Here is a 25930-nt window from a genome sequence, read left to right as displayed (position 1 = left end):
CCCATTCGCACGTGATATCAGGGTCTCTCGCTTTCTCCGCCAGATTCCCCGGTAGCTCCGACAGGAGACGTGAGAGCGATTCACAAAGGCGCCGCTTCAGCGTCTTTTCCACACTGTTCCCGGACTGTCCGCGAGCTCGATAAATGACGCCACACCGCCGGGGTAGCGCGCCGGACAAGACACCTAAAGACTCACGGCGACGGCACTAAAGAAGCAGGTCAGCGAACACGCAGAGACCACTTGCACTCTGCCAGGACCCAGCCCTTAGCCCCGTTCATGCGACTGCTTAACCTCCACATCGGAACCCTTGTTTAAGTAGTTATTAGCAGCAACAAGATTCCTCCATGGCAATGCCTTGTCGTTTTCTTGCTGGTTTCTTGCAGGCCGTCTGGATTCCTTGAGGCGTCATTTCTTCCGCCTCGTGAAGGAGCCGTCCGGCATGGCTGTCAGACATGAAACGCACCGTGCTCGCTCCGTCGACCAGTCGCCATCGCCGTTGGACACCGCGCGGGAGTGCTTCACGCTGCTGATGACCGGCCCGCAGCCACTGTCCCTGGATGGCAGGAGCTTTTCGGGGCTGCCCAACCGGAGCATCCCGCTCGACGAGTTGAGGGATCGGATGCTGCGCCGCAGCTACCCACGGGGTACTCGCGACGCGGTCTGGGCGCACCTGGTGCGGCAGTCCCGCGAGCACGGCGCCACGTGGACGCTGGCATGCGCGGGCATGGCATTGCCGGCGTTGGCCGGGGTTGCGCGCTGGTTGACGGCCCGGTTCCCCGGCGAGGTGTTCGACCTGCACGCCGAGGTGCTCGGCGGGTTCCTCAGCGCGCTGGCAACGGTCGACGTGGACCGGCCGGGGGTCCTGGTCCGACTGCGCTGGGCGGCCTACCGGGCCGGGTTCGCGGCGCTGTCCGAAGCGTTGGACGCCCCTACTCCCATAGGCAGGGATTTCCGGTCGGCGCCGCCGAGGCAGCCGTGGGGCCACCCGGACCTGGTATTGGCCCGCGCGGTCCGGCAAGCGGTCCTGACCCGGACCGAGGCCGACCTGATCGGCACCACCCGACTGGACGAGACGCCCATCACCGACTGGGCCGACCACCACGAGATGAGCCACGACGCCGCCTATAAAGCCCGGCAGCGTGCCGAGCGACGTCTGGTCGCCTTCCTGCGCGAGCAGGCCACGACAACCAACCCCGACGACCCGGTCGCCTCCTACATCACCGACGAGCACGCCGTCGCCGCTCCACGACCCGGCCGGAAACGGTGGTCACCGTCCGTCATCAACGAGAGGCACGGCGGCCGAACGAAGCCGGACAGGGAATCCGCGACGGCGGTGTCCAAACCGGGCGCCAATCCCGGCCTTCTGAGATGCGGGGGACCTACGCCCGCCCTTCTTTCCACCAGGTCGCCGGAGGTGCCCCCATGCGCTTGATACCCCTCCCCATCCTCCATGGGCGCACCGCTGCCCGCGTCCATGCACGGCTACACCAAGCCTTCTTCGTGAGCCGACTGACCCGAATTCTGGGCTGCTGGCTACTGCTCACCGGAGCGGCCTTGCTGCTGGTGTGTCTCCTGGGCGCATCTCCAGCGCAGGCGGCCGAACCTGGGCAGGTCCTGGCGTTGGCGAAGTCGGTCAACGCCGTCCTGGACAACATCCGTAACTGGATCATGGGCATTCTGGCCGGGCTCGCCACCGTGTTCCTGACCCTCGGCGGCGTGCGCTACGTCATGGCCGGGAGTGAGCCCGGTGAGGTGGAGAAGGCCAAGACCTCGTTCAAAAGCGCCGGTTGGGGCTACGGGCTGGCCGCGCTGGCCCCTCTGGTCGTCCAGATCCTAAAAGGGATCGTGGGGGCCTGATGACCGCCCGTGTCTCCGCCTCCAAGGCGTTCGGTGGTGGTCCGGCCTCCCCTGGCCGGACCACCAGCGAGCGGCCAGCGATATCGAGCCCATCGGCTACGCCTCCCCGTCGTCGGCAACGCGGCTGGCGCCGGACCCTGGTACTAGCCACCGTGGCCTTGGCCGTGCTCGCGTCAGTGTTCTCCGCCTACGCCGACCCGAGTCCCACCCCTGGCCCGGCACCGACCGCAACCGCGTCCAGATCGCCGTCACCCCAGCCGTCGGGATCGGCGTCGTCGTGTGCGGGATCCGACTGCATCCCTCAGTCGAGCGAATCGGCCACCCCAGCACCGACGGCGGGGACTTTGCCGCCCGCTCAGGTTCCGAGTAGCGGCACCGGTGGCGTGTCCGGGTGGATCGCAAAAGGCATCAGCAGCGCGATCACGGGCTTCTTCAAGTCGGTCATCAAGTTCGCGCTCAACCCGCTGCTGGACCTCATCAGCGACACGCTGCTGACCACGCCGAATCCGACGTCGCTTCCGCGCGTCGGCGAGCTGTGGACGAACTCGTGGCAGATCGCGCTCGCCTGCTACGCGCTGCTGGTCGCCATCGCCGGGATCGTGGTGATGGGCCACGAGAGTGTGCAGAGCCGCTATTCGATCAGGGAGGTCGCACCGCGGATCCCCCTGGGGTTCCTCGCCGCCGCCCTGTCCCTGTTCTTCGCGGGCAAGGCCGTCGACCTGGCCAACGCCCTCTCCCACGCGGCCATGAGCGGTGGCGTCGACCAGGACACCGCCGGGCCCGCCCTGCGTGACTTCGTGCTGAGCAGCTTCAGCGCCTATGACGGCAACCTGTTCGGCGTCCTGATGTGGTTCGTGGTCGTCGGAGTTCTGGTGGCCTTGCTGCTGACCTTCGTGGTCAGGGTGGCCATGACGATGATGCTGGTCGTCGGGGCGCCCCTGGCCCTGGTCTGTCACGCTCTCCCCCAGACGGACCCCATCGCCCGCTGGTGGTGGAAGGCCTTCGGCGGGGTACTGGCCGTCCAGGTCGCCCAGTCCCTGGCCCTGATCACCGCGGTGCGCGTGTTCTTGACCCCCGGCGGGTTCGGTCCCAACGGGCTGTTCGGGGCCACCAACAGCGGGCTGGTCAACGTGCTCATCACGCTGGCGCTGATGTACATCGTCTTCAAGATCCCGTTCTGGGTGCTCGGTTCCCTCCGCTTCGGCCACGGCCGATCGTTCGTCGGCAGCGTGGTCCGCGCCTACGTGATGTACAAGACCTTCGGACTGCTCCGCGGCGCCAGTAGGACGAGCGCCGCTTCTTACGGTGGAGCACGTCGACCACCTCCTCCTACAAGGCCCGGCGGAACCACGCCTTCTCCGCCGCCCGCCGGCGGCTCCGGCCGTCCGGCCAGCGGCGGGAACCCCTCACCTCCGAGCTCAGGCCGGCCGCCCGGCGGCCGACGCCCACCGGGGGCGCCGCTGTTCCAACCGCCGACTCCCCCGGCTTCCGCGCCGACCCAGCCGACCGGCCCGGCCGCCGGACCACCTCCGATGCCGCATTTCCAGGCTCCCGGTGCGCCCCCAACCAACGCCGCTCCCTCAACGCCTGCGGCTCGGCCAACCCGTCCACCCGGCCCACCGGTATTCCAAGCTCCCGGCGGCACCCTGCCGACCACACCCACGAGCCGCCGACCCCCGGTGCCTGTCCGGCCGCATTTCCAGCAACCCACTCCACGGCTCCTTGCCCCTTCTCGGCGCACCACCCAGCCGCCCGCACCCGCGACGTTCCGAACACCGGTACCCCAGGCGCCAGTTACTCCGACACGTCGCCCTCCCACCAACGCCCCGCCCCCGGCCATCTTCAGCTCTCCAGCACCTACCACGCCCGCACAGCACGCTCCGCCCCCATCACCCCGCCCTACTCACAGCACGCGCCAAGGAGGTGACCCCTCATGACCCAGCCCGTGCGTATCCCCGCCGATGTCGACCGCGAGGACACCGTCCTGGCCAACCTGACCGCGCGCCAGCTGTTGATTCTGGCCGTCACCGGCATCGTGCTGTACGGGACTTGGTCCTTCACACACTCCTTCGTACCGCTGCCGGTGTTCCTGATACCGGTCGTACCCATCGGAGCCGGAGCAGCCTTCCTGGCCCTGGGCAAGCGCGACGGGATGTCCCTGGACCGGCTGCTGCTCGCCGCCCTGTGTCAGCGCATGACGCCCCGCTACCAGGTCGCCGCCCCGGAAGGCATCCACCCGGCACCGGCCTGGCTCGCCCAGCGGGCCACCGGAACCGGGCAGCTCACCGACGGCATCGCCCCGTCTCCCGTAGGACTCCCCGCCGAGGGGGTGAGCGAGACCGGCGTGATCGACCTCGGCACCGACGGGCTCGCGGTAGCGGCGGTGTGCAGCACCATCAACTTCGCCCTGCGCACCGCCACCGAGCAGGACTCCCTGGTGAGCGCGTTCGGCCGCTACCTGCATTCGCTCACTGCCCCCGTCCAGGTCCTCGTCCGCGCCGAGCGCCTGGACCTGTCCGCGCAGATCGGCGAGTTGCGCGGATACGCCCCGTCGCTGCCGCACCCCGCGTTGGAGGCCGCCGCCCGCGAGCACGCCGACTACCTCGTCCAACTCGCCCAGAGCGTCGACCTGTTGCGACGCCAAGTCCTACTCGTCCTGCGTGAACCGCTCGGTCCGAGCCTGCCGACCGATGTCCTCGGCGGCAGCTCGCCGCTGGCTGTGTTCACCCGGCGCAGGCAGAACCGGTCCGACGTTGATGATCACGCCCTGCGGCGCGCCGCGGAAGCGCGTCTGGTGCGCCGGCTCGGCGAGGCGGTCGAACTCCTGGGCCCCATCGGGATCGTGGTCACGCCGCTGGATGCGGGCCAGGCCACCTCCGTGCTGGCCGTGGCATGCAACCCCGGCAGTCTGCTGTCGCCGTCCTCCGCGCTCGCCGGCGCCGACGATGTCATCACCACCGCGGCCGGGGATGCCTGGTCCGACTCCGACGACCCGGCGTCGTACGGGACATCCGACGGGAGGGACGGGCGGTGAGGCGCTCCCGTACTCAGACAGCACGCCTGGCATCGGTCGGTGCCGGGGCGTTCAGCCCGGACTCCTTGGCCGTCGGCCCCCGGCATCTCCAGGTCGGGGCGGAGTGGGTGGCCTCGTTCGCGGTCACCGGCTATCCCCGTGAGGTGCACCCCGGCTGGCTCCAGCCGCTGCTGACCTACCCGGGCCGGGTGGACGTCAGCCTGCACATCGACCCGGTCGACCCGGTCACCGCCGCCAACCGGCTCAAGCGGCAGCTCGCCAAGCTCGAATCGGGCCGCCGCTACACCCAGGACCACGGCCGACTCACGGACCCGCAGGTCGAGGCCGCCGCCGAGGACGCCTACGACCTGTCCGCCCGTGTCGCCCGCGGCGAAGGCAAGCTCTACCGGCTCGGCCTGTACCTCACCGTCCACGCCGTCAGCCACGACGACCTGGCCCGCGAGGTCGCGGCCGTACGGGCACTGACCGCCAGCCTGTTGCTGGACGCCAAGCCCACCACATACCGCAGTCTCCAGGGCTGGGTGACCTGCCTGCCCATGGGACTGGACCTGGTACGGATGCGCCGTACCTTCGACACCGCCGCACTGTCCGCGGCATTCCCCTTCACCAGCCCCGACCTGCCGCCGCCCGACCCCACCTCGGCCGCCGCTCCCTCCGGCGTGCTGTACGGGTACAACATCGGCAGCCAAGGGCTCGTGCACTGGGACCGCTTCGCCCAGGACAACCACAACGCCGTCGTCCTGGGCCGTTCCGGCGCCGGCAAGTCCTACCTCGTCAAACTGGAGTTGCTGCGCTCGCTCTACCGCGGCATCGAGAGCTACGTCATCGACCCCGAGGACGAGTACACCCGACTCGCCTCGGCGGTCGGCGGCACCCACATCCACCTCGGCGCCCAGGACGTCCGGCTCAACCCGTTCGACCTGCCCATCCACACCCGGCCCGACGGCCGCCGTACCGCGCCCAAGGACGCCCTGATCCGGCGCGCCCTGTTCCTGCACACCGTCCTGTCCGTGCTGCTCGGCTCCACTCTGACACCCACCGAGCGGGCAGTGCTCGACCAGGCGATCGCCGCGACGTACCAGAAGCTGGGCATCACCTCGGACGCGCGGACCTGGACCCGACCCGCCCCGCTGCTGGCGGATCTTGCCGACACTCTGCGCAGCGCGAAGGACAAGACGGCGACGGACTTGGCGGCCCGGCTGCGCCCCTTCACCCGCGGGGCGTTCTCCGGGCTGTTCGCCGGCCCAACCACCACCCGGCCGGAGGGGCACCTCGTGGTGTTCTCCCTGCGCGACCTACCGGACGAACTCAAGCCCGTAGGAACGTTGTTGACGCTGGATACGGTCTGGCGTCAGGTCTCCGACCCAGCGCACCGTCACCCGCAACTGCTGCTCGTGGACGAGGCGTGGTGGCTGATGAAGGAGCCCGCCGGAGCGGAGTTCCTCTTCCGGATGGCCAAGGCGTTCCGTAAACGCTGGGCCGGACTGACCGTGGCCACCCAGGACAGCGCCGACGTGCTCGGCTCCGATCTCGGCAAGGCTGTGGTGGCCAACGCCGCCACCCAGATCCTGCTGCGCCAGGCCCCGCAGGCCATCGACGAGATCACCCGCGCGTTCGATCTGTCCGAGGGCGAGCGGCAGTTCCTTTTGACGGCCGATCGCGGCCAGGGGCTCCTGTCGGCCGGAACACAGCGGGTCGCCTTCCAATCCGTGGCCTCGCCCACCGAGCACTACCTGGTCACCACGGACCCGGCCGAGCTGGCCGCCTACGCGGACAGCGGCGTAGCCGCAGAGGCAGACGACTCCTTCCTGGACCTCGAAGCGGCCGACTCCCCCACCGACGCCTACGACGCCGTCTCCGGCGACGAGTTCGACCTCGACACCGACTGAGCGCCCCCTCCTCAACGTCTCCGCGACCACCCCGTACGCCGTCCTGCGCACACAGGTCGGTGTCTCTCCCGCATCTACTTTTGAGGGGCCATCCATGCCGTCTCACACCCAGATGCCCGCCCTCAATCCTCGACGGCCCTCGCAACTGCTCACCCAGAACCGCGAATTGCGCGCGATCGGCGTCTGGAACTGGACCCTGCCCGCCTGGGCCGGCCGCTTCCCGGACGGGAGGACCTACAACGCCTGTCCCTCGGCGGGGATTTGCCGGATCGTCTGCTATGCGCGCAACGGGACCTACACCTGGCCCACGGTGAAAGCCAAGCACCAGGCCAATCTCCGCTTCGTCCTCGACGATCTGCCCGGCTGGGAAGAGGCGATGGTCGCCGAACTCGGGAGGCGGAAGTTCCGCGGTATCTGGGTGCGGATCCACGACAGCGGCGACTTCTTCTCCGACGACTATCTACTGGCGTGGCTGCGGATCATCCGCGCCCGGCCGGAGTCGAACTTCTACGCCTACACCAAGGAAGTCGCCCGGTTCCGGGCTCTGGTGGCCCCGAACCCACCGGTCAACTTCCTCTGGGTCTACAGCTTCGGCGGAACCCAGGACGCGGCACTCGACATCGAGCGGGACCGCGTCGCGGACGTCTTCCCTGACGAAGCGGCCATCGCGGTCGCCGGGTGGCACTCGCAGGAGGCCAGCGACCTGCTGGCCGTCCTCGGACCGCGCCTGGTCGGCATCCCCGCCAACCGCATCCCGTACTTCCTCAAGCTGCTCAAGGGGCGCACGTTCCGTTCCTGGCAGGCCGAGGTCGATGCCGAACGCCGTCAACACCTGCGCGGCGCTGTCGAGTCCGGCCAACTGCCGCCTGCTGCGCACCACCACGGCCATGCTGCCTGACTCCCCGGTCGCCATCTCACCGCCGAAGGCCTCCGCCATGTTCACCGGCCAACTCCCGCAACCACCGTCCCCCCTCGCTGCCCCGACAGACACTGATTCCCCCCTGGGGAACTACCTGCGCGATCCCGCCGACACTCTGCAGGCGGTGGTGGCCCACGCCGCGCACTGGGTCATCGTCTGGTGGCCCGTGGCAGTTCCCGTCCTGGTGTTCGCGGCGGCCGGCATCAGCGGAGGGCGCTCGTGGTGGCGCCGACGCTGCCGCCGGATGCTGACCGTCAACGCCCGGATCGTCACGGTGCTCCCGCCGCCCATCGCCGACCCGGCAGGCGCCGAAGCACTGTGGGCGAATCTGCTGGGGCTGCTACGGCCGGCCTGGCGCCGCCGGCTGACCGGCCAGCCTCACCTGGCCTGGGAGTACGCCTTCGACCGGGAAACGATCCGCGTCCGTATGTGGGTCCCCGGTGGGATCCCGCCCGGCATGGCCGAGCGGGCGATCGAATCGGCCTGGCCCGGCGCCCGTACCCGCACCGCCCCGGCACCGCCGCCCACCCCCTTCAACAGGCGGTGCACCGAGGTCGCCGGGGGTGAACTGCGCCTGGCGCGCCCCGAGGCTCTGCCGATCCGCATGAACTTCCCCGACGACCCGATCCGTGCCCTGCTCGGCGCACCCGTCGGCCTCGGCCCCAACGAGCAAGCCGTGGTGCAGATCCTGGCCCGGCCTGTCACCGGCCGCCGAGTGGTCAAGGCCCGCCGGGCGGCGCGGCGTGCGCGCGCCGGGCAGTCCGTCCACCCCGTCGGTCTCTTGCTCGATCTGCTCACCCCGGGCCACCAAGCGCCGCGCTCACGCCATACCGCCCCCGTGGTGGACCGGCAGACGGCCCTGGAGACATCCGCCGAGGACAAAGTGATCGTCACCAAACAGCGCGGCGCCCCGTACGAAACCCGCATCCGCTACGCGATCACCGCGACGGTCCCCGAGACGCTGAGCACCGACAAACGGGCCGCGGTGCGCGAGCGGCTGCGCGGCCGGGCACACGCCATCGCGAGTGCCTTCGCTGCCTTCACCGAACACAACTACTACCGCCGCGACAGGCTCCGCCGACCTCAGCCATACGTCGCCGAACGACGCCTGGGCAAAGGGGACTTGCTGTCGATCCCGGAACTCGCCGCCGTAGCGCACCTGCCGTGGGACGAGGCCGTCCCCGGGCTGCAACGTGCCGGAGCCCGCGCGGTCCCGCCACCACCCGGCATCGCCACCACCGGCCCGGCCGTCCGGCCGATCGGACTCGCCGACACCGGGCACCCCCGACCCGTCGGACTACGCGTGCCGGACGCCCGCCAGCACCTCCACATCCTCGGCGCCACCGGGTCGGGCAAGTCCGAACTCATAGCCCGCATGATCCTCGCCGACTCCGAAGCCGGACGTGGACTTGTGGTCGTCGACCCGAAGGGTGACCTGATCACCGACATCCTGATGCGACTGCCCGAAGAGCTCGGGGACAAAGTGATCCTCTTCGACGCCGACAGCGGAGCCCGGCCGCCCGTCCTCAACCCGCTCGAAGGTGCCGACGCGGCCCGGACGGTCGACAACCTGGTGAGCATCTTCTCCCGTGTCTACGCCAGCAGTTGGGGACCGCGCACCGACGACATTCTGCGTGCCGGCCTCCTGACCCTGCGCGCGCAGCCCGGCACTCCGGTCCTCACCGACCTGCCCAAGCTGCTGTCCGTCTCGTCGTTCCGTCACCGGGCGGTCGACCAGGTCGACGACGACATTCTGCGGGGCTTCTGGTCCTGGTACGACGACCTCTCCGGACCGGCCCGCGCCCAGGTCACCGCCCCTCTCATGAACAAACTCCGCGGCTTCCTGCTGCGCCCTTTCGTCCGCGAAGCACTGGCCGGAGGGCCGTCGACCGTCGACATGGACCAGGTGCTCGACGGCGGGATCTGCCTGGTTCGCATCGCCAGGGACGCCCTGGGCACCGAGACCGCTCACCTGATGGGCTCGATCGTCGTCGCCCGCACCTGGCAGGCCACCACCCGCCGCGCCCGCATCCCCCAGGGGCAGCGCCAGGACGCCGGGCTGTACCTGGACGAGGCACACAACTTCCTCAACCTGCCCTACTCGCTGGAGGACATGCTCGCCGAGGCCCGCGCCTACCGGCTGGCCATGACACTCGCCCACCAGTACCTACGGCAGCTCCCGAAGGAACTGGAGGAGGGCATCAGCACCAACGCCCGCACCAAGATCTACTTCAACTCCTCCCCCGAGGACGCCCGTCACCTAGCCCACCACACCGAACCGCGGCTCACCGCCCACGACCTGTCCAACCTCGACGCGTTCCACGCGGTCGTCCGTCCGGTCCTGCACGGCGCTGAAGCACCCGCCTTCACCGCCGTCACCGAACAACTCCCGCCGCCCGTACCCGGTCGCGCCCGGCAGATCCGCGCCGCCGCCCGCCGCAATACCCGTTCCACCCGAGCCACGACCCGCGAAACGTCCACAGGGCAGACCGCAGACCCCCGACGGGCCGGCGCGGGCGACTGAACTCCCCAATCCGCAAGCGCCGGGCGGCAGTTGACAGCGCTGCCGCCCGACATCTCACCAACCGTTCCCGTTTCATCTGGAGGTGTACGGCCTTGATCACCAACCCCACCCCCCAACGTTCCCTGCGCGGGCACCAGCCCCAGCGCCTCAGCCTGCGCCACGCCACCACCAGCGGCCACCTCGCCCGACTCGCCGCCTCCCTCACCGATCGCGACCGGTGGCTGGCCCGCATGCTCTACGAGCACCGGGTCCTGACCACCCACCAGATCACCGAGATGGCGTGGCCATCGGTACGGGCCGCCAACATGCGACTGCTCCGGCTGTACCAGTGGCGCGTGATCGACCGGTTCCAGCCCTACCTCACCTACGGCACCGCGCCCATGCACTACGTCCTCGACCTCACCGGTGCCACGCTGCTCGCCCGCGAAGAGGGGCTCGACCTTCGAGACCTGAACTACCGGCACGACCGGGCGACCGGCATCGCCTACTCCCTGCACCTGGCCCACACCGTGGGAACCAACGACGTCTTCAGCGCTCTCGTCGCCCGCTCCCGCCGCCCGAACGCCACCGGCCAACTCACCGCCTGGTGGTCCGAGACGCGCTGCGCCAAACACTTCGGCGACATCGTGCGCCCGGACGCCTACGGCCTCTGGCACAAGTCCATTCCCACGCCGACAGCATTCGAGTGGTTCCTGGAATTCGACTTCGGCACCGAACGCCCGGACCGCCTGGGCGCGAAACTCGTCGGCTATGCCAAGCTGGCCACCACCACGGGCATCTCCACCCCGGTCTTGTTCTGGGTGCCCACCGCCCGTCGGGAAGCCGCCGTCCGCCGAGCCTTGTATGACGCGGTGAGCGCCCTGGACGACCCGTCGCTCGTACCGGTGGCCACCTCCAGCGCCGAGTTCCTCGGCAACCAGGACAATGACCCCGCAGCGGCCCGCTGGCAGCCATTGCACGCCCAACAGCCCACGCCGCAACGCCTACGGCTCGCCGAACTCGGCAGCGCCTGGCCGTACTTGCCGCCCCTGGCCACCTCGTCGACCGATTTCACTCAGGTCGCCGGCAGCGGCCGGATAGAGGGCCTGACGCCGCCGACTCCACTACCGCCCGCCCCTTCAGACCGTCGTCGACGGCGGTGAGCCACCATGGGAAAGATCGCGTCCGCTCTCCTGGCGCTGTTGGTGCTGATCGCCGTATTGGGCGGCGCCGGAGCCGGGAGCATGCTCTCCGCCTTCGGCAGCAGCGGCACCCAGCCCAGCGCCGGCGCCCTCACCGACATCCCGCCCGACTACCTGGTCCTGTACATGGACGCAGCCGGTACGTGCCCCGGCCTCCAGTGGTCCGTTCTGGCCGCCATCGGAAAGGTCGAGTCCGACCACGGCCGCTCGCCTCTCCCCGGTGTACACAGCGGCACCAACGAGGCCGGGGCCCGCGGACCCATGCAGTTCCTGCCGACCATCTTCAAGGAGGTCGTCGCCAAGCACCCACTACCGCAGGGCGGTGCGACTCCGCCCTCCCCGTACGACGCGTACGACGCCGTGTACGCCGCCGCCGCGTACCTGTGCGACTCCGGTGCCCGCGACGGCAAAAACCTCTCCGGCGCGATCAAGACCTACAACCGCGCCGACGGGTACGTCTCGGAAGTCCTCACCCAGGCCCAGGCGTATACCAGCGGTAGGGGCTTCGGCACGGACACCGCCCCCACCACAGCCGCCCTCCAAGCGATCAACTACGCCCAGGGCCAGCTCGGACTCCCCTACGAATGGGCCGGCAACGGACCCGCCACCGGCGACGCCGGATTCGATTGCTCCGGCCTCACCAAAGCCGCCTACGCAGCCGCCGGAATCGCCCTGCCCCGCACCGCGCAGACACAGTTCGACGCCGGACCCCAGGTCCCCGCTGGACAGCAACTCAAGCCGGGAGACCTGGTCTTCTACGGGAACCCCGACAGCGGGATCCACCACGTCGGCCTCTACGTCGGTGACGGACAGATGATCGACGCTCCCCGCCCCGGAAAAACGATCAGAATCGAGCCGTACCGGTACCAGGGAGACGACTTTGCGGGGGCCACTAGGCCAGGCCTAGCAGGGCGGGCAGATCCGAGCAGCAGCGGGCCGACAGTTCACGAAAGGCTCGGGTTAGGTGCTGCTCCACCGTGCGCACCTGATGAACAGTTGGCTGGCGATCTGACGGTTCGAACGGCCCGCGCCCGCGCAGCCACGGCGGCGACCGTGTCGAATCGCGACGAAAACATCGCAGTTGAAGTCGATCGACCACTAGGCTGCCCCAAACTCAAAAGGTCGCATTCCGGACCGGCAGAACGGGGGCCGAGACATTGACGCGAGCGCTCGTGGTGGGAGCAGGCCGGTTCGCCCCGGCAGCCGTCGGGGAGTGGACACCGGACAGGGCACCGACGTTCGGACAGCTGACATCGATAGAACCCGCCGTCGTCGATCTCGCCCGTGCCCTGACGCGGCTCAACGTCGTCCTGATGGGCGAGAAGCCTCTGTTGCACCCGGAGATCGACGACCTCCGCACCGCGTGGACGGCCACGCTCGACTCGGCGCGGGGTGAGCCTCTCATCGTCCACGTCGCGGGCCATGGGCTGCCGGCGCCGGGCGGAGACGACCGCACATCGCTGTACGTGCCCGTATACCGCAGCGACGCCCGGCAGTTGCCCCGCACAGCCATAGCCCTGCACCGGTGGCTGGAGGACGTCGAGCACACACCAGACGCCGCGCCCACACTGTTCCTCATCGATGCCTGCGGCTCGGGGCGTGCCGCGCTCCACCAGTTGACGCAGCGGCTGAACGACGCGAACCGCCAGGCCTGGGTGATCGCCGCCTGCACCCCGCACGAGAAGGCGTACGCCGCACGGTTCACCACAGCGGTCGCCCGTGTACTGCGGCAATTACGCAAGGGACGCCTCGATGTCGGCCCCGCCTTCTCGCACATACCCCTCGAGGTCATCGCCGCAGAGATCGACCGCGAACTCGCCCTGCTAGTCGAGCAGGATGGCGCGGCCTACGACCAGACCGTGTTGATGACCCCGCGGCTGGAAGCACGGCCGGCGCTCGCACCCTTCTTTCCCAACCCCGCCTACCAGGCGAGTCCTGCCGGCCGCTTCCGGGGAAGAGTCGACGCGGCACTGTGGGCGTTCGCCGCGGAAGCCGATCCCATGCTCGATCCGGTGCACTTCCTGAGCAGGGCAAGCGGCACCCGCCTCGGGCAGATCGCCCACGGGTGTCTGTTCACCGGGCGCAAGAGTCAACGGCGAAGGCTCACCGCCTGGTTGGATGATCCGCAGGGCGACGAACCGTCCCTCTTCGTCGTGACCGGCAGCCCGGGGGCGGGCAAGTCGGCTCTCCTCGGCGTGGAGGTCTGTCTGACCCATCCCCAGCTACGAGATGTCGCAGGAACCGTGCGCACCCGGATCGACGTGCGCCAACGCCCCCTGCTCAACCCGCTCCTGGCCGCCGTCCACGCACGTCAGCGGACCGGCCAGCAGGTCCTCGACTCCCTCGCCCGACAGCTCTCCCTGCACCTCCCCGAGGCTTCCCCGGGCTCATGGACTGTGCAGTCCATAGAGACGCAGCTGCGGCGGCTGAACAAGCCGGCCGTGCTGGTACTGGACGCCCTCGACGAGGCGACCGAGCCGGAAGACCTGCTGGCACAGGTCTTGCTGCCGCTCGCGAGCGCTCGGGTCACCGAGAAGGACGGTCGGGAACGCGCCCTGTGCCGGGTCCTTATCGGGACGCGTCCGTGGTGGGACCGGTTCTCCGCCTTGAAGGACGCGCTGAGCCACCCCGACGACCTGCTCGACCTCGATCTGGTACCGGACCGGGAACTCCGCACCGACCTCACGGACTACCTGGAGGAACTGCTGTGGAGCGCCCCGGCCTATCAGACGGATGCCGAGGCCAGACGCCAGGTGTGCGTCACGGCGGCCACCGAACTGATCGGGAGAAGACAGGACGGTGGGTTCCTCCTGGCATCGCTGTTCGCCGACTATCTGGAGCGGCGGCCCGACGCGCTCAACCCGGGCGAGATCGTGGACCTGATCCCCCGCGACCTCCCCGGCATGATGGAACTGCATCTGTCGGTGCTGACCGCCGATGAACCCTGGTTGCGCCCCGTTCTGGTGGCTGTCGCGCACGCGTACGGGGACGGGATGCCGCTGCGTCTCGTTCACGAGGCGGCACTGGGACTCCTCGACCGGGCCGACGCGCCCCGGGACCCGTCCACCGAGCCGGCGCTGGAAGACACCCGGCACATGCTGGAAACCGCCTCGTTCTACCTGCGGACGGCCACAGAATCGGACGGACGCCAGCTGTACCGCTTCTTCCACGCGAGCCTCAGCGAGTACCTGCGCAAACATCCCGTGGGAGGAGGCGTGCGGGACGCTACCGGAGACACCCAGGAGCACGTCTTCCGGCGGCTGGTCGAGCACGTCCCGGGGTCGGCGGGAGCCCGCCGTTGGAGATCCGCCTTGCCCTACCTGCGACGGCATGCCATCGATCACGCTCCCGCGGGCGCGGTCGACGGGCTTCTGGAGGACGCCGAGTTCGTCGTCCACGCCGACGTGGAGTACGTCACCGCCCATCTGCACCGGGCCGAAGGCACCGTGGGGAGAGCACACGCAGCCGTCTACCGGTCGGCGATCGCACACACACCAGGGCTGACAGATCCCGAAGCCCGCAGGCAACTTCTGGCACTCGACGCGATCCGTTGGGGGGTGCGCCCGTTGCTGACTGCGCTGGAGGCTCTGCGCCCCCGGACCGGCAACACGGCCGCCGCCGTGACAGTGCGGTGGGCGACGAACTCGGCGCTCCAGCCGGCCCTACGGCACACGCTGCCGGTGACGGACCGCTTCTCGGCTGCCGACCTGAGGCCGTTCCCCATGAGGGGGCACACCTACCTCTTCCACCCAGAATCCCGCGGCAAAGTCGACGTCTGGGATCTGACCTCGGGGCGGCTACACACCTCGTTGCACCCGGGGGACCAGGCGAAGATCCTCACGGAGCCCATCCCCCTGCCGAATGGCCGAACGGTGGTCCTCACCGCGGGTGCTCCCTACGACAGCACGGTCAGGATGTGGGATCTGGAGGACGGCAGCCTCTGCCGCTCGCTGGGGTCGCCCGGTCAGAAGACGCAGCCCGAGGTGCGTGTCGTCGCACTGGAGGGACGCGCCCACGCGGCCGTCCTCTACCCCGGCACGAGGACGGTGCGGATCTGGGAACTCGAAAGCGGCACCCAGCGGGACTGCATCGAGCACGATATCGAGGTGTCCTTCGCACACGTTGTGCCCGTCGACGGCCGTCCGCACCTGCTGACCGGATCCCGGCCGGGCGACCTCTTCGTCTGGGACCTCGCCGACGCCAGTCTGCGCTGCCGTATCGAGTGTTCGCAGGCCTCGGAATACTACGACGTGACCGACGGCGGCCGTTCGGTCATGGTGGAGGTCGGAGCGGGCACTGAAGTCTCGCTGTGGGACCTTTCGGACGGCACGCGATATCGGTCCGTGAACACGGGCGTGTTCAGCCACGAAACGGATCTGCTTGAAGGCGGCGGCCTGGATGCGCCGCTGTTGTTCGTCTGGACCGGACGGGACAGTGGCGACGTGTGGGATCTGGGCAGCGGCGAGCGCGTCGACACACTCAGCCACAGCCGCAACGCGCCGCCGTATGTCGTCGCGGGCGAGGCCGGGCCTCTGCTGCTGACGTCCGGTGACGTGATGTCCGGCACCATACGGGTGTACAGCCTCCGCGGACGTCGGCACCGCTACGCGCTGCCGAGCAGGCGCTGGCGCCAGATGCGGCCGTTCGACCACGACGGCACGGCTCTCGCGCTGACTGTCGGCGACGAGGGACAGGAGATGGTGCTGTGGGACCTCGACCGCGGCGTGGAGCGGCACCGGATGGCGCACGGAGCGGGTACTGCCATCGAGGCCGTGGGAGAGATCGACGGTGTGCCCCACGCGGTGACCTCCAGTAAGGCGGACGGGACCCTGCGGGTGTGGAACGTGTCCGACGGCAGACTTCGGCAGACGCTGCACCAGGGCGTGCTGCACGAAGCGGCGTTCGCGGAGATCGACGGCCACACGCATGTCCTGACGACAAAGCTTCAGGGCGCTCTGCGGGTGTGGGACGTCAGCGACGGCAGCCTGCGGCCGAAGGCGATCGCACGCACCTGGACAGATGTCGCGCTGGTGGAGGAGGAGCGGTGTCCGGCCGCGCTGGTGGTTACGGAGACCAGCGGCAAGGGAGACGCCACAGGCACGAGCACCGTGGAGTTCTGGGACCTCTCGGACGGCACCCTGCAGTGGAAACGGCCCTTCGGGTATGGCGCGAGCATCGTGGAGGTCGTGTCGGTCGCGGGGGAACCACACGTCGTGGCCATGCGGCACCACCTCCATCAGGCCGAGCTCGGCGTCTGGCCGCTACATGACCCGACGGCACTGCGCGTGTTCGAACCGCCGCTTTCCACGGAGGCGGACGTGCACGTGGTGGACCTCGATGGTGTCCCCTTCGTGCTCTCCTTCGTCGGCGTCGTCCCCCGCCGCAAGCTGGTCATGTGGGAGATCGGCACCTCGCGGGTGCACGCCGAGATGCATCACCCGGGTCTGCTGGTCGAGCTGCTGGTGGCCGAGACCCCCCAGGGCCCGATCGGACTGATCTCGTCCGCGGAAACGGTGCAGGTGTGGGACCTGCGGCAGGGGGCGCTGCTGCACACGCTCGTCCATCAGGGAACGGGACGAGTGGAGCCGACGGTGGTGATAACCCCGGCCGGACCCCGTCTGCTGACCGTCAACAAAGGGGCCGAGAACCGCGACGTCATGGTGTGGGAGCTGACGACCGGCTCCCTGCTGGCCCGCCTCACTCATGCGCACGAGCTCCAGATATGCCCAGTCACCCCGTCCTGCTCCCCCTTTGTGCTCACCGTCTGCCCCAAGACCGCCGAGGTGCAGGTATGGACGACGGAGGGTGAGGCGGGTCCCGTAGTGCTGCATCACGGCAAGGGGCCGACGGCCGTGGACGTGGCGACTTTCCCCCTCGACGGCCGCCCCCACGCGGTGACCTCCACCCCACGTCGCGAAGGTCCGCTCAGCCTCTGGGACCTGGCGTCCGGCTCGCTGCGGTGCACGACGGAACGGTCCTTCACCGGTCCGGTGACCTCACTGCTCGCCGACACGGGGCCCGGTCCGATGGTGCTGAGCTGCGACAGGAACGACCCGTCGGTGACCGTGTGGGACCCGCGTACCGGCGAGACCGTCGGCAGACTCGGCCACGGCGCCCAACGCGGCGTGAAGGTCGTCACCACGATGCACGACGGGAGGCACTTCGCCCTCACGTTCGGCGGCGGGACGTCCTGGGTGCGGCTGTGGGATCTGACGGACCTCGACTTGCGGCGCCAGCCCGTCACGCAGCGTTTCCCGGCTCCAGTGCAGGCCGTGTCCGTGGCCGACTCGGGCTACCTAGTCCAGTTCGGTTCGGAAGCCGCTTTCACACTGTGGCCGGCGCCGGAGGGCGACATAACGACGACAACGCGGCAGGAGACAACGGCATGAACGGTGTTCCGGTCCTGGCGGTCCATGGAATCGGCAACCTGCAGAAGGACCTCGATCCCGGCTCCGCCGCCCGCGTGCTGGCCGAGGAGTGGCGGAAGAGTCTGGCCGAGGGTTACGCCGCCTGCCGGCTGACCCACCTCACCGTGCCCGATCTCGTGGTCGCCTACTACGCTCATCACCTGAGCCCTGACGAAAGCCAGGACCACTCCGACACGGCCGAACTCGAACAGCTCACCGCCGGGGAACGCCGTATCGCGTGGGACTTCCTGCACGCCGCGGGAGCTCCCGTGCCGGCAGAGGAGCAGGGATGGCCGCTGGCCCCGTTGCGGCAGGCACTGCACTGGGTTGCGACCGTGCATCGCCGGCCCGCCGAGCTCCTCTCGCGCGTCGTCGTGGCCCTGGCCCGAGAGGTCTACACCTACCTGAGCTCTCCCGCCCGACGCCGACAGGCACGCACGGTTGTCATCGACGCGGTCCGCACCCACCGCCCCCGGGTCGTCCTGGCCCACTCCCTCGGCTCGGTGGTGGCCTACGAGGCTCTCCACGAGGCCACGGACCTACGCGTCGACCTCCTCATCACTCTGGGGTCACCGCTCGGTCTGCGCGGCGCCGTCTTCGATGCACTGGACCCCGAACCGCGGGCCGGGCGCGGCTCACGGCCACCGGGCGTCAACCGCTGGTACAACGTGGCGGACCCCGGAGACCTCGTGGCCCTGCCCAAGAAACTCGGCGGACGCTTCCCGGTCGACCGGCACGAGACGACGCACATCGGCCTCGTCGACTTCCACACGCTGGGCGGGTATCTCAGTGAAGGCACCGCCGTCGCGGGCTTGGCCGCCTACGTCTCCTGACCACATGCCGGGCAGGGACCCGGCCTGGTCAACTCAGGTGTCCGAATCCCCTGTTGATGTTGTGACTGCTGCACACCCCAGCGGGCGAAACGTTCACAGACAGTGTGCCCCGAGCCATAGCGCTCGGGTAGACCCCGCCGGGGCACCTCGGTCCGACGACCTGCCGGTGATCCCGCCAGGGCCGCCCAAGACCATCAACACCCGGCAGCGCAGGGGCTATCTATTCCCACGCCGCGTCCGTCAACTCACCACGACCCACCACAAGATCAATTATCAGACACGGCCTAGGCCGTCGATGTGAACGGCAGGGCTACAGGTTGGTCGGATCGACACCTTCCTGCGTCAAAGCGCGCAACACGGTCCGCCCCGGCGCTCGCTCACGGGGACGGACGAGGGCCGTGAAGACTTCAGGGTCGGAGAAGATCGGCTCGCCACTGGGACGGCGCATGTACGGAACGAAGCCGTAGTCGACGCCGTCGTGGGCCTCGTAGCTCATCCACGAGATGACTTCACGTTCGCCCTCGCGCAGCGGGTGATTGGACACCGCTCGTGCCTGAACCCGGTCGTCGGTTTCGACCCAGACCTGAGGGACGGCGAAGACGAATCGGGTGGTGTGGTTCTGCTTGGCCTTCTCGGCTGCGCGCTGCTCGAATGCCGCGGCCGTAGGTTCGTCGCGCAGGTAGTCGTAGTCGGACAGCACGAGAGTGCGGTCGCCTTGCAGTGCCACCACCGCCGGGCAGTCCCGTTCGAGGATGGCCCGCTCCAATCGGCCGATCACGTCGGACAGCAGGCTCTGCGTCTCCTGGTTCACGTCAGTGGTCGTTTCCCTGCTGTGGATCATCCCGGAGTTTGAAATCGTGGTAGACATCCATGATTTCCACCGAGACACGGTCACCGAGATGGGCGAGGCGCAGCAGAGTGCGGCTGGTGTGGCTGTTGAGGCGACGTGCTTCGCGGCTCGGTCTTTCGATCACGTCCGTTCCGTCCAGCGCTTCCAACGCCTCGGCCAGTTCCCGCACGGTGGCTCGGGCTTGAGTCAAATCAATCTTCACTGTCCCTACCTCCAGGCTCCCCGGCAGTCTCCCGCATTCAGGATGCCTTCGGTGCCCGGAACAGCAGGTCAGTTGCCACCTTGCTGGGTCTTGGCCTCGACGTAGTCCGACAGCTGGTGGACGCGGTGATTGGCCTGTTGGGCAGCCTCTCGCAGGATCGCGACGGCGATCTCGACGCTGGTTCCGCCGGGTGCTGGTTCGCCCAGCACGGCCATAGCCTCGGTCAGAGTCCCGAGCTTCAGCGGGCTGGGTGCCGAGATGTCGAGCAGCCAACGGTAGACGCCTTCGTCTCCGTCGTCCACGAACTCGAAGCTGATGGCCATCTCCTTCGGTTTGTCGATCACCCGTGCTGCTTGAGCACCCTTCACCAGAAGGAAAGCACCGTCCTCCTCGCCAGGCTCACGCGGGCTCCAGGCCATCCCGATCAGGGGAGAGTCCGGCGATACCAAGACGCTGTCGCCGCCGAAGCTCACATCGACTTCGTAGGCAACGACGAGTTCGGTCAGCCAGGCACGAGCTGCTTCCTCGTTCAGCGCAAAGGGATCCACGGACACTCTCCTTTCTGACGTTGGGGCCCTCCGTGTGCCGATGCCTTGCACGAGTACAGACATACGAAGGGTGATTCGTGGGCCCTGACTCGGGCAATTCCTTGGGTACTTCGGGTTCTGGAGCCTGGACGGGCCGGACGCGGAAAAGGCCCAAGCTGCCCGTTCGGCCACGCCGGCTGGGGCGCACAACTCCGAGGCCGGCTCGTACCTGTCGTGATCGAGCGCGGTGTCACGGTGTCCCGCGGGCACCACGAGGTGACTAGAGATCCGCCTCGCTGAGGGGCTGCTTGACGAACGGGTAGGCCAGCAGCGCCCCGTACTGCTCGGCGTAGATCAGACACAGGTCCGCACGACCCTGCCGGGTGAGGGCCACCGGAGGGTTCGCCGCCTGCTCGACGCCCACGGTGCGGTTGACCAGGGCGGGTACGTTGCCCTGGTCGATGTACACGGCGCACAGATCGCACGCCTTCCAACGGCCTCCGTCGGACCACACGAATTGGACCCTCGGGTCGCCGGCGAGGTCCGGCGGGACATCAGTGTCGATCGACAACGACCAGCGCGGGTCCGAGTCGTGGCAAAAGTCGCAGCCTGTGCCGTCGAACCGACCGCACAGGAGGACCAGGCGCGCGATCATTTTCTGGGCGTCGTTGTGCGTGACGCGCACGACGACATGGCTGTCCCACTCCGGCTCGCCCTCCAGGACCTCCGACCACAGGGCCAGGCCGATCGCGTCGCCGTCGTCCTGAAATTCGAAGGTGTGCCGCACTGGGCCTACCTTCTCGATCCAGAATTCGCGATCCGGTCCTGCGTCTGTTTCCTCTCTCACGTAAGTGTCGGAGAGCGCCATCCTTGATCGCCTCGATTCTCAATATCGCGTCTCATCAATGAAGTTCAGGTCGGGGTCGAACGCGACCCGGTAGCCCGCCCCGGTAAGCGCAGCGAAGACACGAGTGGCGCGGGCGTTCTCTTCTTGCTCGCTCAGGTCTGGCGGCAGTTCGAACCAGCGGTACGCCGGGGGTTGTTGCTGCTCGACGAAGCCGTGCTCCTCCAGCAGCGCCCGCACTGGTTCGGGTAGAGGCTCTTGGTCATCGCCGCCGTCAGCGATGACCGGGCCCTGCCAGCGCCGGAAGATCTCGACATGGCAGGGCTCGCCGTCTCGGCTGATGTGCATCGTGAAGTCACCTCTCTCGGTGTCCCGAGATTCGCCGTGCGGTGGATTCGGCGGTGGTCCCTGCCGAACTCACAACAGCGGTTGGGCGGTTGCGGGCAGGCTGTAGTGGGCGTCGCCGGGGAAACGGTCGTTCCGGTCGGGCCAAAGGGCTTGCCAGACCGGCGGGGTGGTGCCGTAGATCGCGTGGATGACACCAAGGTCTTCCGGGCGGCTGACCGGGCGCAGTCGCAGGCCGAGTCCTCCCTGGAGGAGTCCGCCGATCTCCAGTCCGTCTGCGGGCTCCACGCCGCGGTCGGCGAGCCCGATCGCGAGGGAGTTCAACACTCTGGTCGAGAGGTCCGGTGCCCCTCCGGTGAATGCGAGCTCGTAGGCGCGGCCAGGACGGGTGTGCAGCCCAACGGTGTATGCGAATGGCGGCTCCCCCATAGTCGGATCGCCGCCGACGTACTGCACTGCGTGCCCGTGTTCTGCGATGACCTCAGCCACGCGCCGGAGGTATGGGCCTTCCCAGGTCATGGCCTTCCTTTGTGGGTGTGGAGGTGTCAGCGCCGACGCAGGAGCATCAAGCGCCGATGAGCTGTGGACTTCACGTCGTCGTCGGTGCCTTCGAGCAGGCGCAGACCGCGTGCGGCCGGTTTGTTGCCCTTCAGGCCGGAGGCGGCGCTGGGGCGGATGGGCGCGTAGTGGTCCAGGTAGTCGGTGACGGCGCGCTCGGCGGCGTAGGCGGTGCGGCCGGTGCGCTCGGTCTCTTCGGCGAGCAACGCGTGGAGCCGGTCGCGACGAGCCTCGCGGGTCCGTGTCGAACGGGGTGTGGCGGTGTCGTCCGGCTCCCACAGCGAGTCGATCAGCTCGTTGAATTCGTTGATGGCGAGATCGGTGCGGGCGAGCGCGGTTTCCTCATCCGCCAACCGGTCGTAGTACTTGATCGACAGGCCGAGGGTACGGCGGGCTTCCTTGATGCGGTCGGTGGCCTTGCGGGTGTGCCGGATGCTCCAGCGGGTGAACGCGTGCTCCACGGCGAGGCGTTCGGTGTTCCCACAGACCGGACGCCAGGGGGTTGCTACGACTTGGAACGACGAGCTGCCGTCGTGGCTGTTGATGGCCACGATGAACGGGATGATGCTGTCGTTGATGCCGTCGGCATCGACGGTCACGTGCTGGGGCAGGCGCATGGCGACGAAGACCTTCTTGCCTCCGCGGAGCGCTCCGGCCGATTCCCAGATCGCCTCGTCGTCGTTGGCCAACTCCTGGAGGAACTCGAAGGCTCGGCGGTTCTGGATGATCTCGTAGCCGTTGCGGACCACGCCTAAGGAGGCCCCGGTGTCGGTGCGTACGGTGTGGTGCAACGTTGTATCGACGCGGGTTTCGCCGTTCCACGGGTATTGGGCCGGGACGCTCTCGACCTGGTAGTCGATACCGCCGAGTTCCAGGACCTTGTCGATGTCGCTGGTGCCGCCGGGGATGACGTTGCCGAGGGTGTGCCACGCCGGAACTGCCGTGTAGAGAGCCGCAGTTCCGAGAGACAGGTCGAGTCCGTGCTGCGGAACGCCCTGAGCGCTCAGGATCTCTCCGGCGTCCCACCCGGTCAGGACTCGGTAACGGCCATCAGGCAGAAGCTCCAACTCTCCAGCAGCGAGACGGTCTTGGAGTGCGCGTTCCCAGTCACGCGCAGCCCGTAACTGAGTCGCGCGCTCGTCCGCGAAGGCTTCGTTGACGTCGACAGACATGCCTGATCCTTTCTGTGAGACAGGGTGAGCGAATCGGTGGCTCACGGCTCGCGCCGAACAGGGCGCGGCCACTGGAGATTCGGACAGAAGAGGGCCCCCTCCTACGGAGAGGGTTGGTCAGGAGAGGGCCCAGCCCGCCCCGGACGAATGCGGGTACGGGGACCGGCGGCGGGGAATGCAGACAAAGCCGCCGCCGGAGTCTTGATCAAACGGACGAGGAAGCCCGAAGTCATGCTGCTGGTACGGCCGTTCGGCCACCTGGCCACACCGAGAAGCTGGGCGTCACCGTCGGATGCTTGACGACCGCACGGATCGAACAGCGGGCCAAGTCATATAGATACGGGTCACAGAAGGCCCCGAATACCGATCTTCTACGGTTCTTCGCGATCGCGGCGGCACACCTGCCCTTGAGCAGCGTTCTCCGGACGAGGACGACGACGGTGGACGTTCACCCGCGATCTGTGCCACGACCGTCGGGGCCGCCAGGACGATGTTGTTCCTCGTCCGGCGCAGTCGACAATGGACTGGAGGCACTCGGCTTCTCCAGGAGCTGCGCCTGCACGTGGGCGATCGCGGTGAACGGCGTGCTCGAAGTGCGGTCGTAGCCGCGGAGGACTACCGACCCTTGCTGGTGCCGGGCACGCTGGATCACCCCAAGCTCCCCCGTCAGGGGTGCTTGTGTATCCGCATGAGCCATCATCCGCGCCGCGCCGGCCACGAGGCCCACTGCCGGATGATGCTCCGTACTGCCAACGCTTGGACCGGGCAGAGCGGCTGTAGTACGTCAGCTGGCCCGAAGATGACCAAAGACCCCCAGTCCGTACTCTAAACACGTTCACGCGGCTCTGACGATGCTGGGCTACGCCTGCTCAGTCCGTATCGGAGAAGATTTTGGCGACCGGCAAGGAGCAGTGGCCTGTCTCGCTGGCGTGCCGCTTCTTGCGTCGAATGAGCTCGTCCAGGCGGATGCGCTGATCCAGCACGGCCATGAAGTCGAGACCGTCCATTGTGATGAACGGCGTGCTGAAGCTGTAGACCGCCAATGCGTCCGACGTGAAGCCGTTCATGCTGACGTAGAGGCCAAGGGTATTCTTCCCTTTGCGCTCGATGTTGGTCTTGAAGACGTCCAGCTCCCGACGGCCGATGCGCTCCTTCCACCACTTGGCTTCAATGACGTAGTGGTCGGTGTCGAACGAGAACGCACCATCGATCTGTTCATATTCCATGACATAGGACGCCCGCGGCTCCAGGTCGTAGAGGGCGAACAACTTGTTGATGAAGACCTCGAAGTCCCGGCCTCGCTGGTGCTTGTCCGCGGCCGAGTGCATGACGAGAAACCGTTGCTTCAGGTCATCATGGGCCTGAGCGAACGCCCGGCCATCCTGGGCTGTCTTGGCACTCTGAGCGATGGTGGCCGCGTGGACCTCGTGCTCCGCGATGACCTCACGCTGTTTAGCAGTCCAGCGCTTCACTTCAGCCACGGCGGCCGTTGCCTTGGCTATCTTGTCGGCACCATCCTCCTGGAATGTCAGGTTAGGGAAGGTCTCCATGGCGGCAATGTCGAGCATGAGCGCGACCGTCAGATCGAGGTATCGGGCTTCATTGGCTCGCAGGAGCTTGACCAGCTGACCAGACACTTCGCGCTTGGTCGCTCCGAAATCCAGCCGCGCCAGCAGCTCGCTGTGATCCTGAAGCATCCCCCGGACGTACAGCTCAAACGGCCCCTTGTTCCAGAAGATGAACGTCAAGGCCTCGATGAGCGCCAGGTAAGCACTCTGGTTCATCGTCTTCTTTCGGGCACTGTCCGGCATCCGTCCCCCTCCGCAGACCACCATGCACTCACGGTCACCGATCTATCACGGTACCGCGCGATCAGTCGATGACCAGCCTGTACGACAAGGCTTGATCCAGGGGGCGTTGATGACCCGTCATCCGAAGCGCGCCGACGAGGTGATGGCACAGGCGGATGGTAGGCAGTAGAAACGACTCGTCCTGGCCGTCATCGGGGAGGACTGGCAACGGTCACGCCCGGAAGTGATCCGCCACACCGTCAAGCATGTCCAAGTAGTCGCCCGCACCGACTAGACCACCAGACGCCTTGGAACCGTGCAGCGCTGCTGTCAGGACGATGCTGCGCAACTCGGCTGGCTGCTTGGGCTCTCCGTTCCTGAAGTGCCAGCGATTGCCGTGAGCACAGGCGTTACGGAAGTGCCGGACAAACTCAAGCAAGGGGTTTGTCCTGTCGCGTAGCCCTGCCCGCTCTACGGCATCCCCCAGGCGCGTAGCGCCATGCATCGCCGCGAAGTTCAGCAGGTCATCACCCAGTCCGGCCCCCGGAGTCGAGCTGGCCTTGGCGAAGATGTCCGTCAGCCGGTCCGCAGAGTGTGGCGTGCCGTCGTTGCGGTAGACGACCAGCGGCGACTCAATAGTCTGTTCGTACAGGTCGCGGTAGATGGCCATGAGCGGCTGGCGCGGATCAGCGAGCGGCAGTATGGCCAGATTAAGGCCGCAGAACCCAATCTTGAGTTCGTCAGCCATCTGCGCGATGCGTTCCGCCTCCATACCCATAGCCCGGCATGTTACGGCCTCCTCACTATGTGTTCCCCTGGCTACAACGAGTCGGAGGAACATCATCCGGGCCCAGCCAACCCGACCGATGGTGCGTCATCCGTCTACCTCTCGGCCTCCATCCCGCCGGCACGCTCACTGAGCTTCTTCAGCGTTGCCGCTCCAGGGTGAGGATGGCTTTGGCGATTGACGTCATGCGGTTGGGGCTGCAGCGGGATCT

20 protein-coding genes and 1 pseudogene are annotated in these 25930 nt (G+C 68.0%); 11 read left to right on the top strand and 10 right to left on the bottom strand.

From position 1 onward, the window contains the following. Positions 1-439 precede the first annotated feature (439 nt). The 11 genes from ACFWP5_RS32950 to ACFWP5_RS32900 all read left to right on the top strand — a co-directional run bounded on the left by ACFWP5_RS32950 (position 440) and on the right by ACFWP5_RS32900 (position 18644). Complete coding sequence (locus ACFWP5_RS32950) at positions 440-1432, top strand: hypothetical protein (protein WP_384164872.1); 993 nt, start codon at positions 440-442, stop codon at positions 1430-1432. Positions 1433-1500: 68 nt separating this feature from the next. Beyond that, positions 1501-1857 carry a pilin gene (locus ACFWP5_RS32945; protein ID WP_384164869.1) on the top strand — a complete coding sequence of 119 codons (357 nt, stop codon included), beginning with the start codon at positions 1501-1503 and terminating at the stop codon, positions 1855-1857. 383 nt (positions 1858-2240) lie between these two features. Next, entirely contained in the window at positions 2241-3794 is a 1554-nt protein-coding gene (locus tag ACFWP5_RS32940) for a hypothetical protein (protein ID WP_384164866.1), read from the top strand. Further along, complete coding sequence (locus ACFWP5_RS32935) at positions 3791-4891, top strand: PrgI family mobile element protein (protein WP_384164863.1); 1101 nt, start codon at positions 3791-3793, stop codon at positions 4889-4891. The genes ACFWP5_RS32940 and ACFWP5_RS32935 overlap by 4 nt, the downstream gene beginning before the upstream one ends. Positions 4892-4956: 65 nt before the next feature. Further along, on the top strand, positions 4957-6780 hold the full coding sequence (locus ACFWP5_RS32930) for a VirB4 family type IV secretion system protein (protein WP_384164861.1): 1824 nt from the start codon (positions 4957-4959) through the stop codon (positions 6778-6780). A gap of 94 nt (positions 6781-6874) precedes the next feature. Continuing rightward, complete coding sequence (locus ACFWP5_RS32925) at positions 6875-7678, top strand: hypothetical protein (protein ID WP_384164858.1); 804 nt, start codon at positions 6875-6877, stop codon at positions 7676-7678. Further along, positions 7593-10223 (top strand): helicase HerA domain-containing protein, encoded by a 2631-nt coding sequence (locus ACFWP5_RS32920; RefSeq protein ID WP_384164855.1) that lies wholly within the window; start codon positions 7593-7595, stop codon positions 10221-10223. Before ACFWP5_RS32925 ends, ACFWP5_RS32920 begins: the two co-directional genes overlap by 86 nt. A gap of 92 nt (positions 10224-10315) precedes the next feature. Continuing rightward, a complete protein-coding gene (locus ACFWP5_RS32915) occupies positions 10316-11365 on the top strand; it encodes a replication-relaxation family protein (protein ID WP_384164852.1) in 1050 nt (349 codons plus the stop codon). A 6-nt stretch (positions 11366-11371) separates the two neighbouring features. Continuing rightward, entirely contained in the window at positions 11372-12565 is a 1194-nt protein-coding gene (locus tag ACFWP5_RS32910; protein ID WP_384164849.1) for an NlpC/P60 family protein, read from the top strand. A 152-nt stretch (positions 12566-12717) separates the two neighbouring features. Then, a complete protein-coding gene (locus tag ACFWP5_RS32905; RefSeq protein ID WP_384164846.1) occupies positions 12718-17793 on the top strand; it encodes an AAA family ATPase in 5076 nt (1691 codons plus the stop codon). Continuing rightward, positions 17790-18644, top strand: a complete 855-nt coding sequence (locus ACFWP5_RS32900) for a serine peptidase (RefSeq protein ID WP_384164843.1) — start codon at positions 17790-17792, stop codon at positions 18642-18644. Before ACFWP5_RS32905 ends, ACFWP5_RS32900 begins: the two co-directional genes overlap by 4 nt. 77 nt (positions 18645-18721) lie before the next feature. Here the strand turns inward: ACFWP5_RS32900 and ACFWP5_RS32895 are convergent. The 10 genes and pseudogenes from ACFWP5_RS32895 to ACFWP5_RS32850 all read right to left on the bottom strand — a co-directional run. Further along, positions 18722-18864: pseudogene (locus ACFWP5_RS32895) on the bottom strand (transposase); the annotation flags it as partial. A 90-nt stretch (positions 18865-18954) separates the two neighbouring features. Next, complete coding sequence (locus ACFWP5_RS32890) at positions 18955-19455, bottom strand: hypothetical protein (protein WP_384164840.1); 501 nt, start codon at positions 19453-19455, stop codon at positions 18955-18957. A 1-nt stretch (position 19456) separates the two neighbouring features. Next, entirely contained in the window at positions 19457-19696 is a 240-nt protein-coding gene (locus tag ACFWP5_RS32885) for a hypothetical protein (RefSeq protein ID WP_200710602.1), read from the bottom strand. Between the two features lie 68 nt (positions 19697-19764). After that, positions 19765-20244 (bottom strand): hypothetical protein, encoded by a 480-nt coding sequence (locus tag ACFWP5_RS32880; protein ID WP_384164837.1) that lies wholly within the window; start codon positions 20242-20244, stop codon positions 19765-19767. A gap of 259 nt (positions 20245-20503) precedes the next feature. Further along, positions 20504-21010, bottom strand: a complete 507-nt coding sequence (locus tag ACFWP5_RS32875; RefSeq protein WP_384164834.1) for a hypothetical protein — start codon at positions 21008-21010, stop codon at positions 20504-20506. Between the two features lie 99 nt (positions 21011-21109). Then, positions 21110-21415, bottom strand: a complete 306-nt coding sequence (locus ACFWP5_RS32870) for a hypothetical protein (RefSeq protein ID WP_384164831.1) — start codon at positions 21413-21415, stop codon at positions 21110-21112. Positions 21416-21484: 69 nt separating this feature from the next. Then, entirely contained in the window at positions 21485-21931 is a 447-nt protein-coding gene (locus ACFWP5_RS32865) for a DUF4262 domain-containing protein (RefSeq protein WP_384164828.1), read from the bottom strand. Positions 21932-21957: 26 nt separating this feature from the next. Continuing rightward, positions 21958-23142, bottom strand: a complete 1185-nt coding sequence (locus ACFWP5_RS32860) for a DUF932 domain-containing protein (protein WP_384164825.1) — start codon at positions 23140-23142, stop codon at positions 21958-21960. Between the two features lie 869 nt (positions 23143-24011). Then, positions 24012-24953, bottom strand: coding sequence for a restriction endonuclease (locus ACFWP5_RS32855; protein ID WP_384164822.1), 942 nt, complete (start codon positions 24951-24953; stop codon positions 24012-24014). Positions 24954-25164: 211 nt separating this feature from the next. Continuing rightward, the gene (locus tag ACFWP5_RS32850) at positions 25165-25710 is read right to left on the bottom strand and encodes a hypothetical protein (RefSeq protein ID WP_384164819.1); all 546 of its coding nucleotides are present in this window, start codon (positions 25708-25710) and stop codon (positions 25165-25167) included. Between the last annotated feature and the right edge of the window lie 220 nt (positions 25711-25930).

The sequence above is a fragment of the Streptomyces sp. NPDC058469 genome (genome assembly GCF_042721125.1).
In the GTDB taxonomy this organism is placed as follows: Bacteria; Actinomycetota; Actinomycetes; order Streptomycetales; family Streptomycetaceae; genus Streptomyces.
The sequence above is the reverse complement of the archived record's forward strand: the minus strand, read 5'-3'. Positions and strand labels throughout refer to the sequence as shown.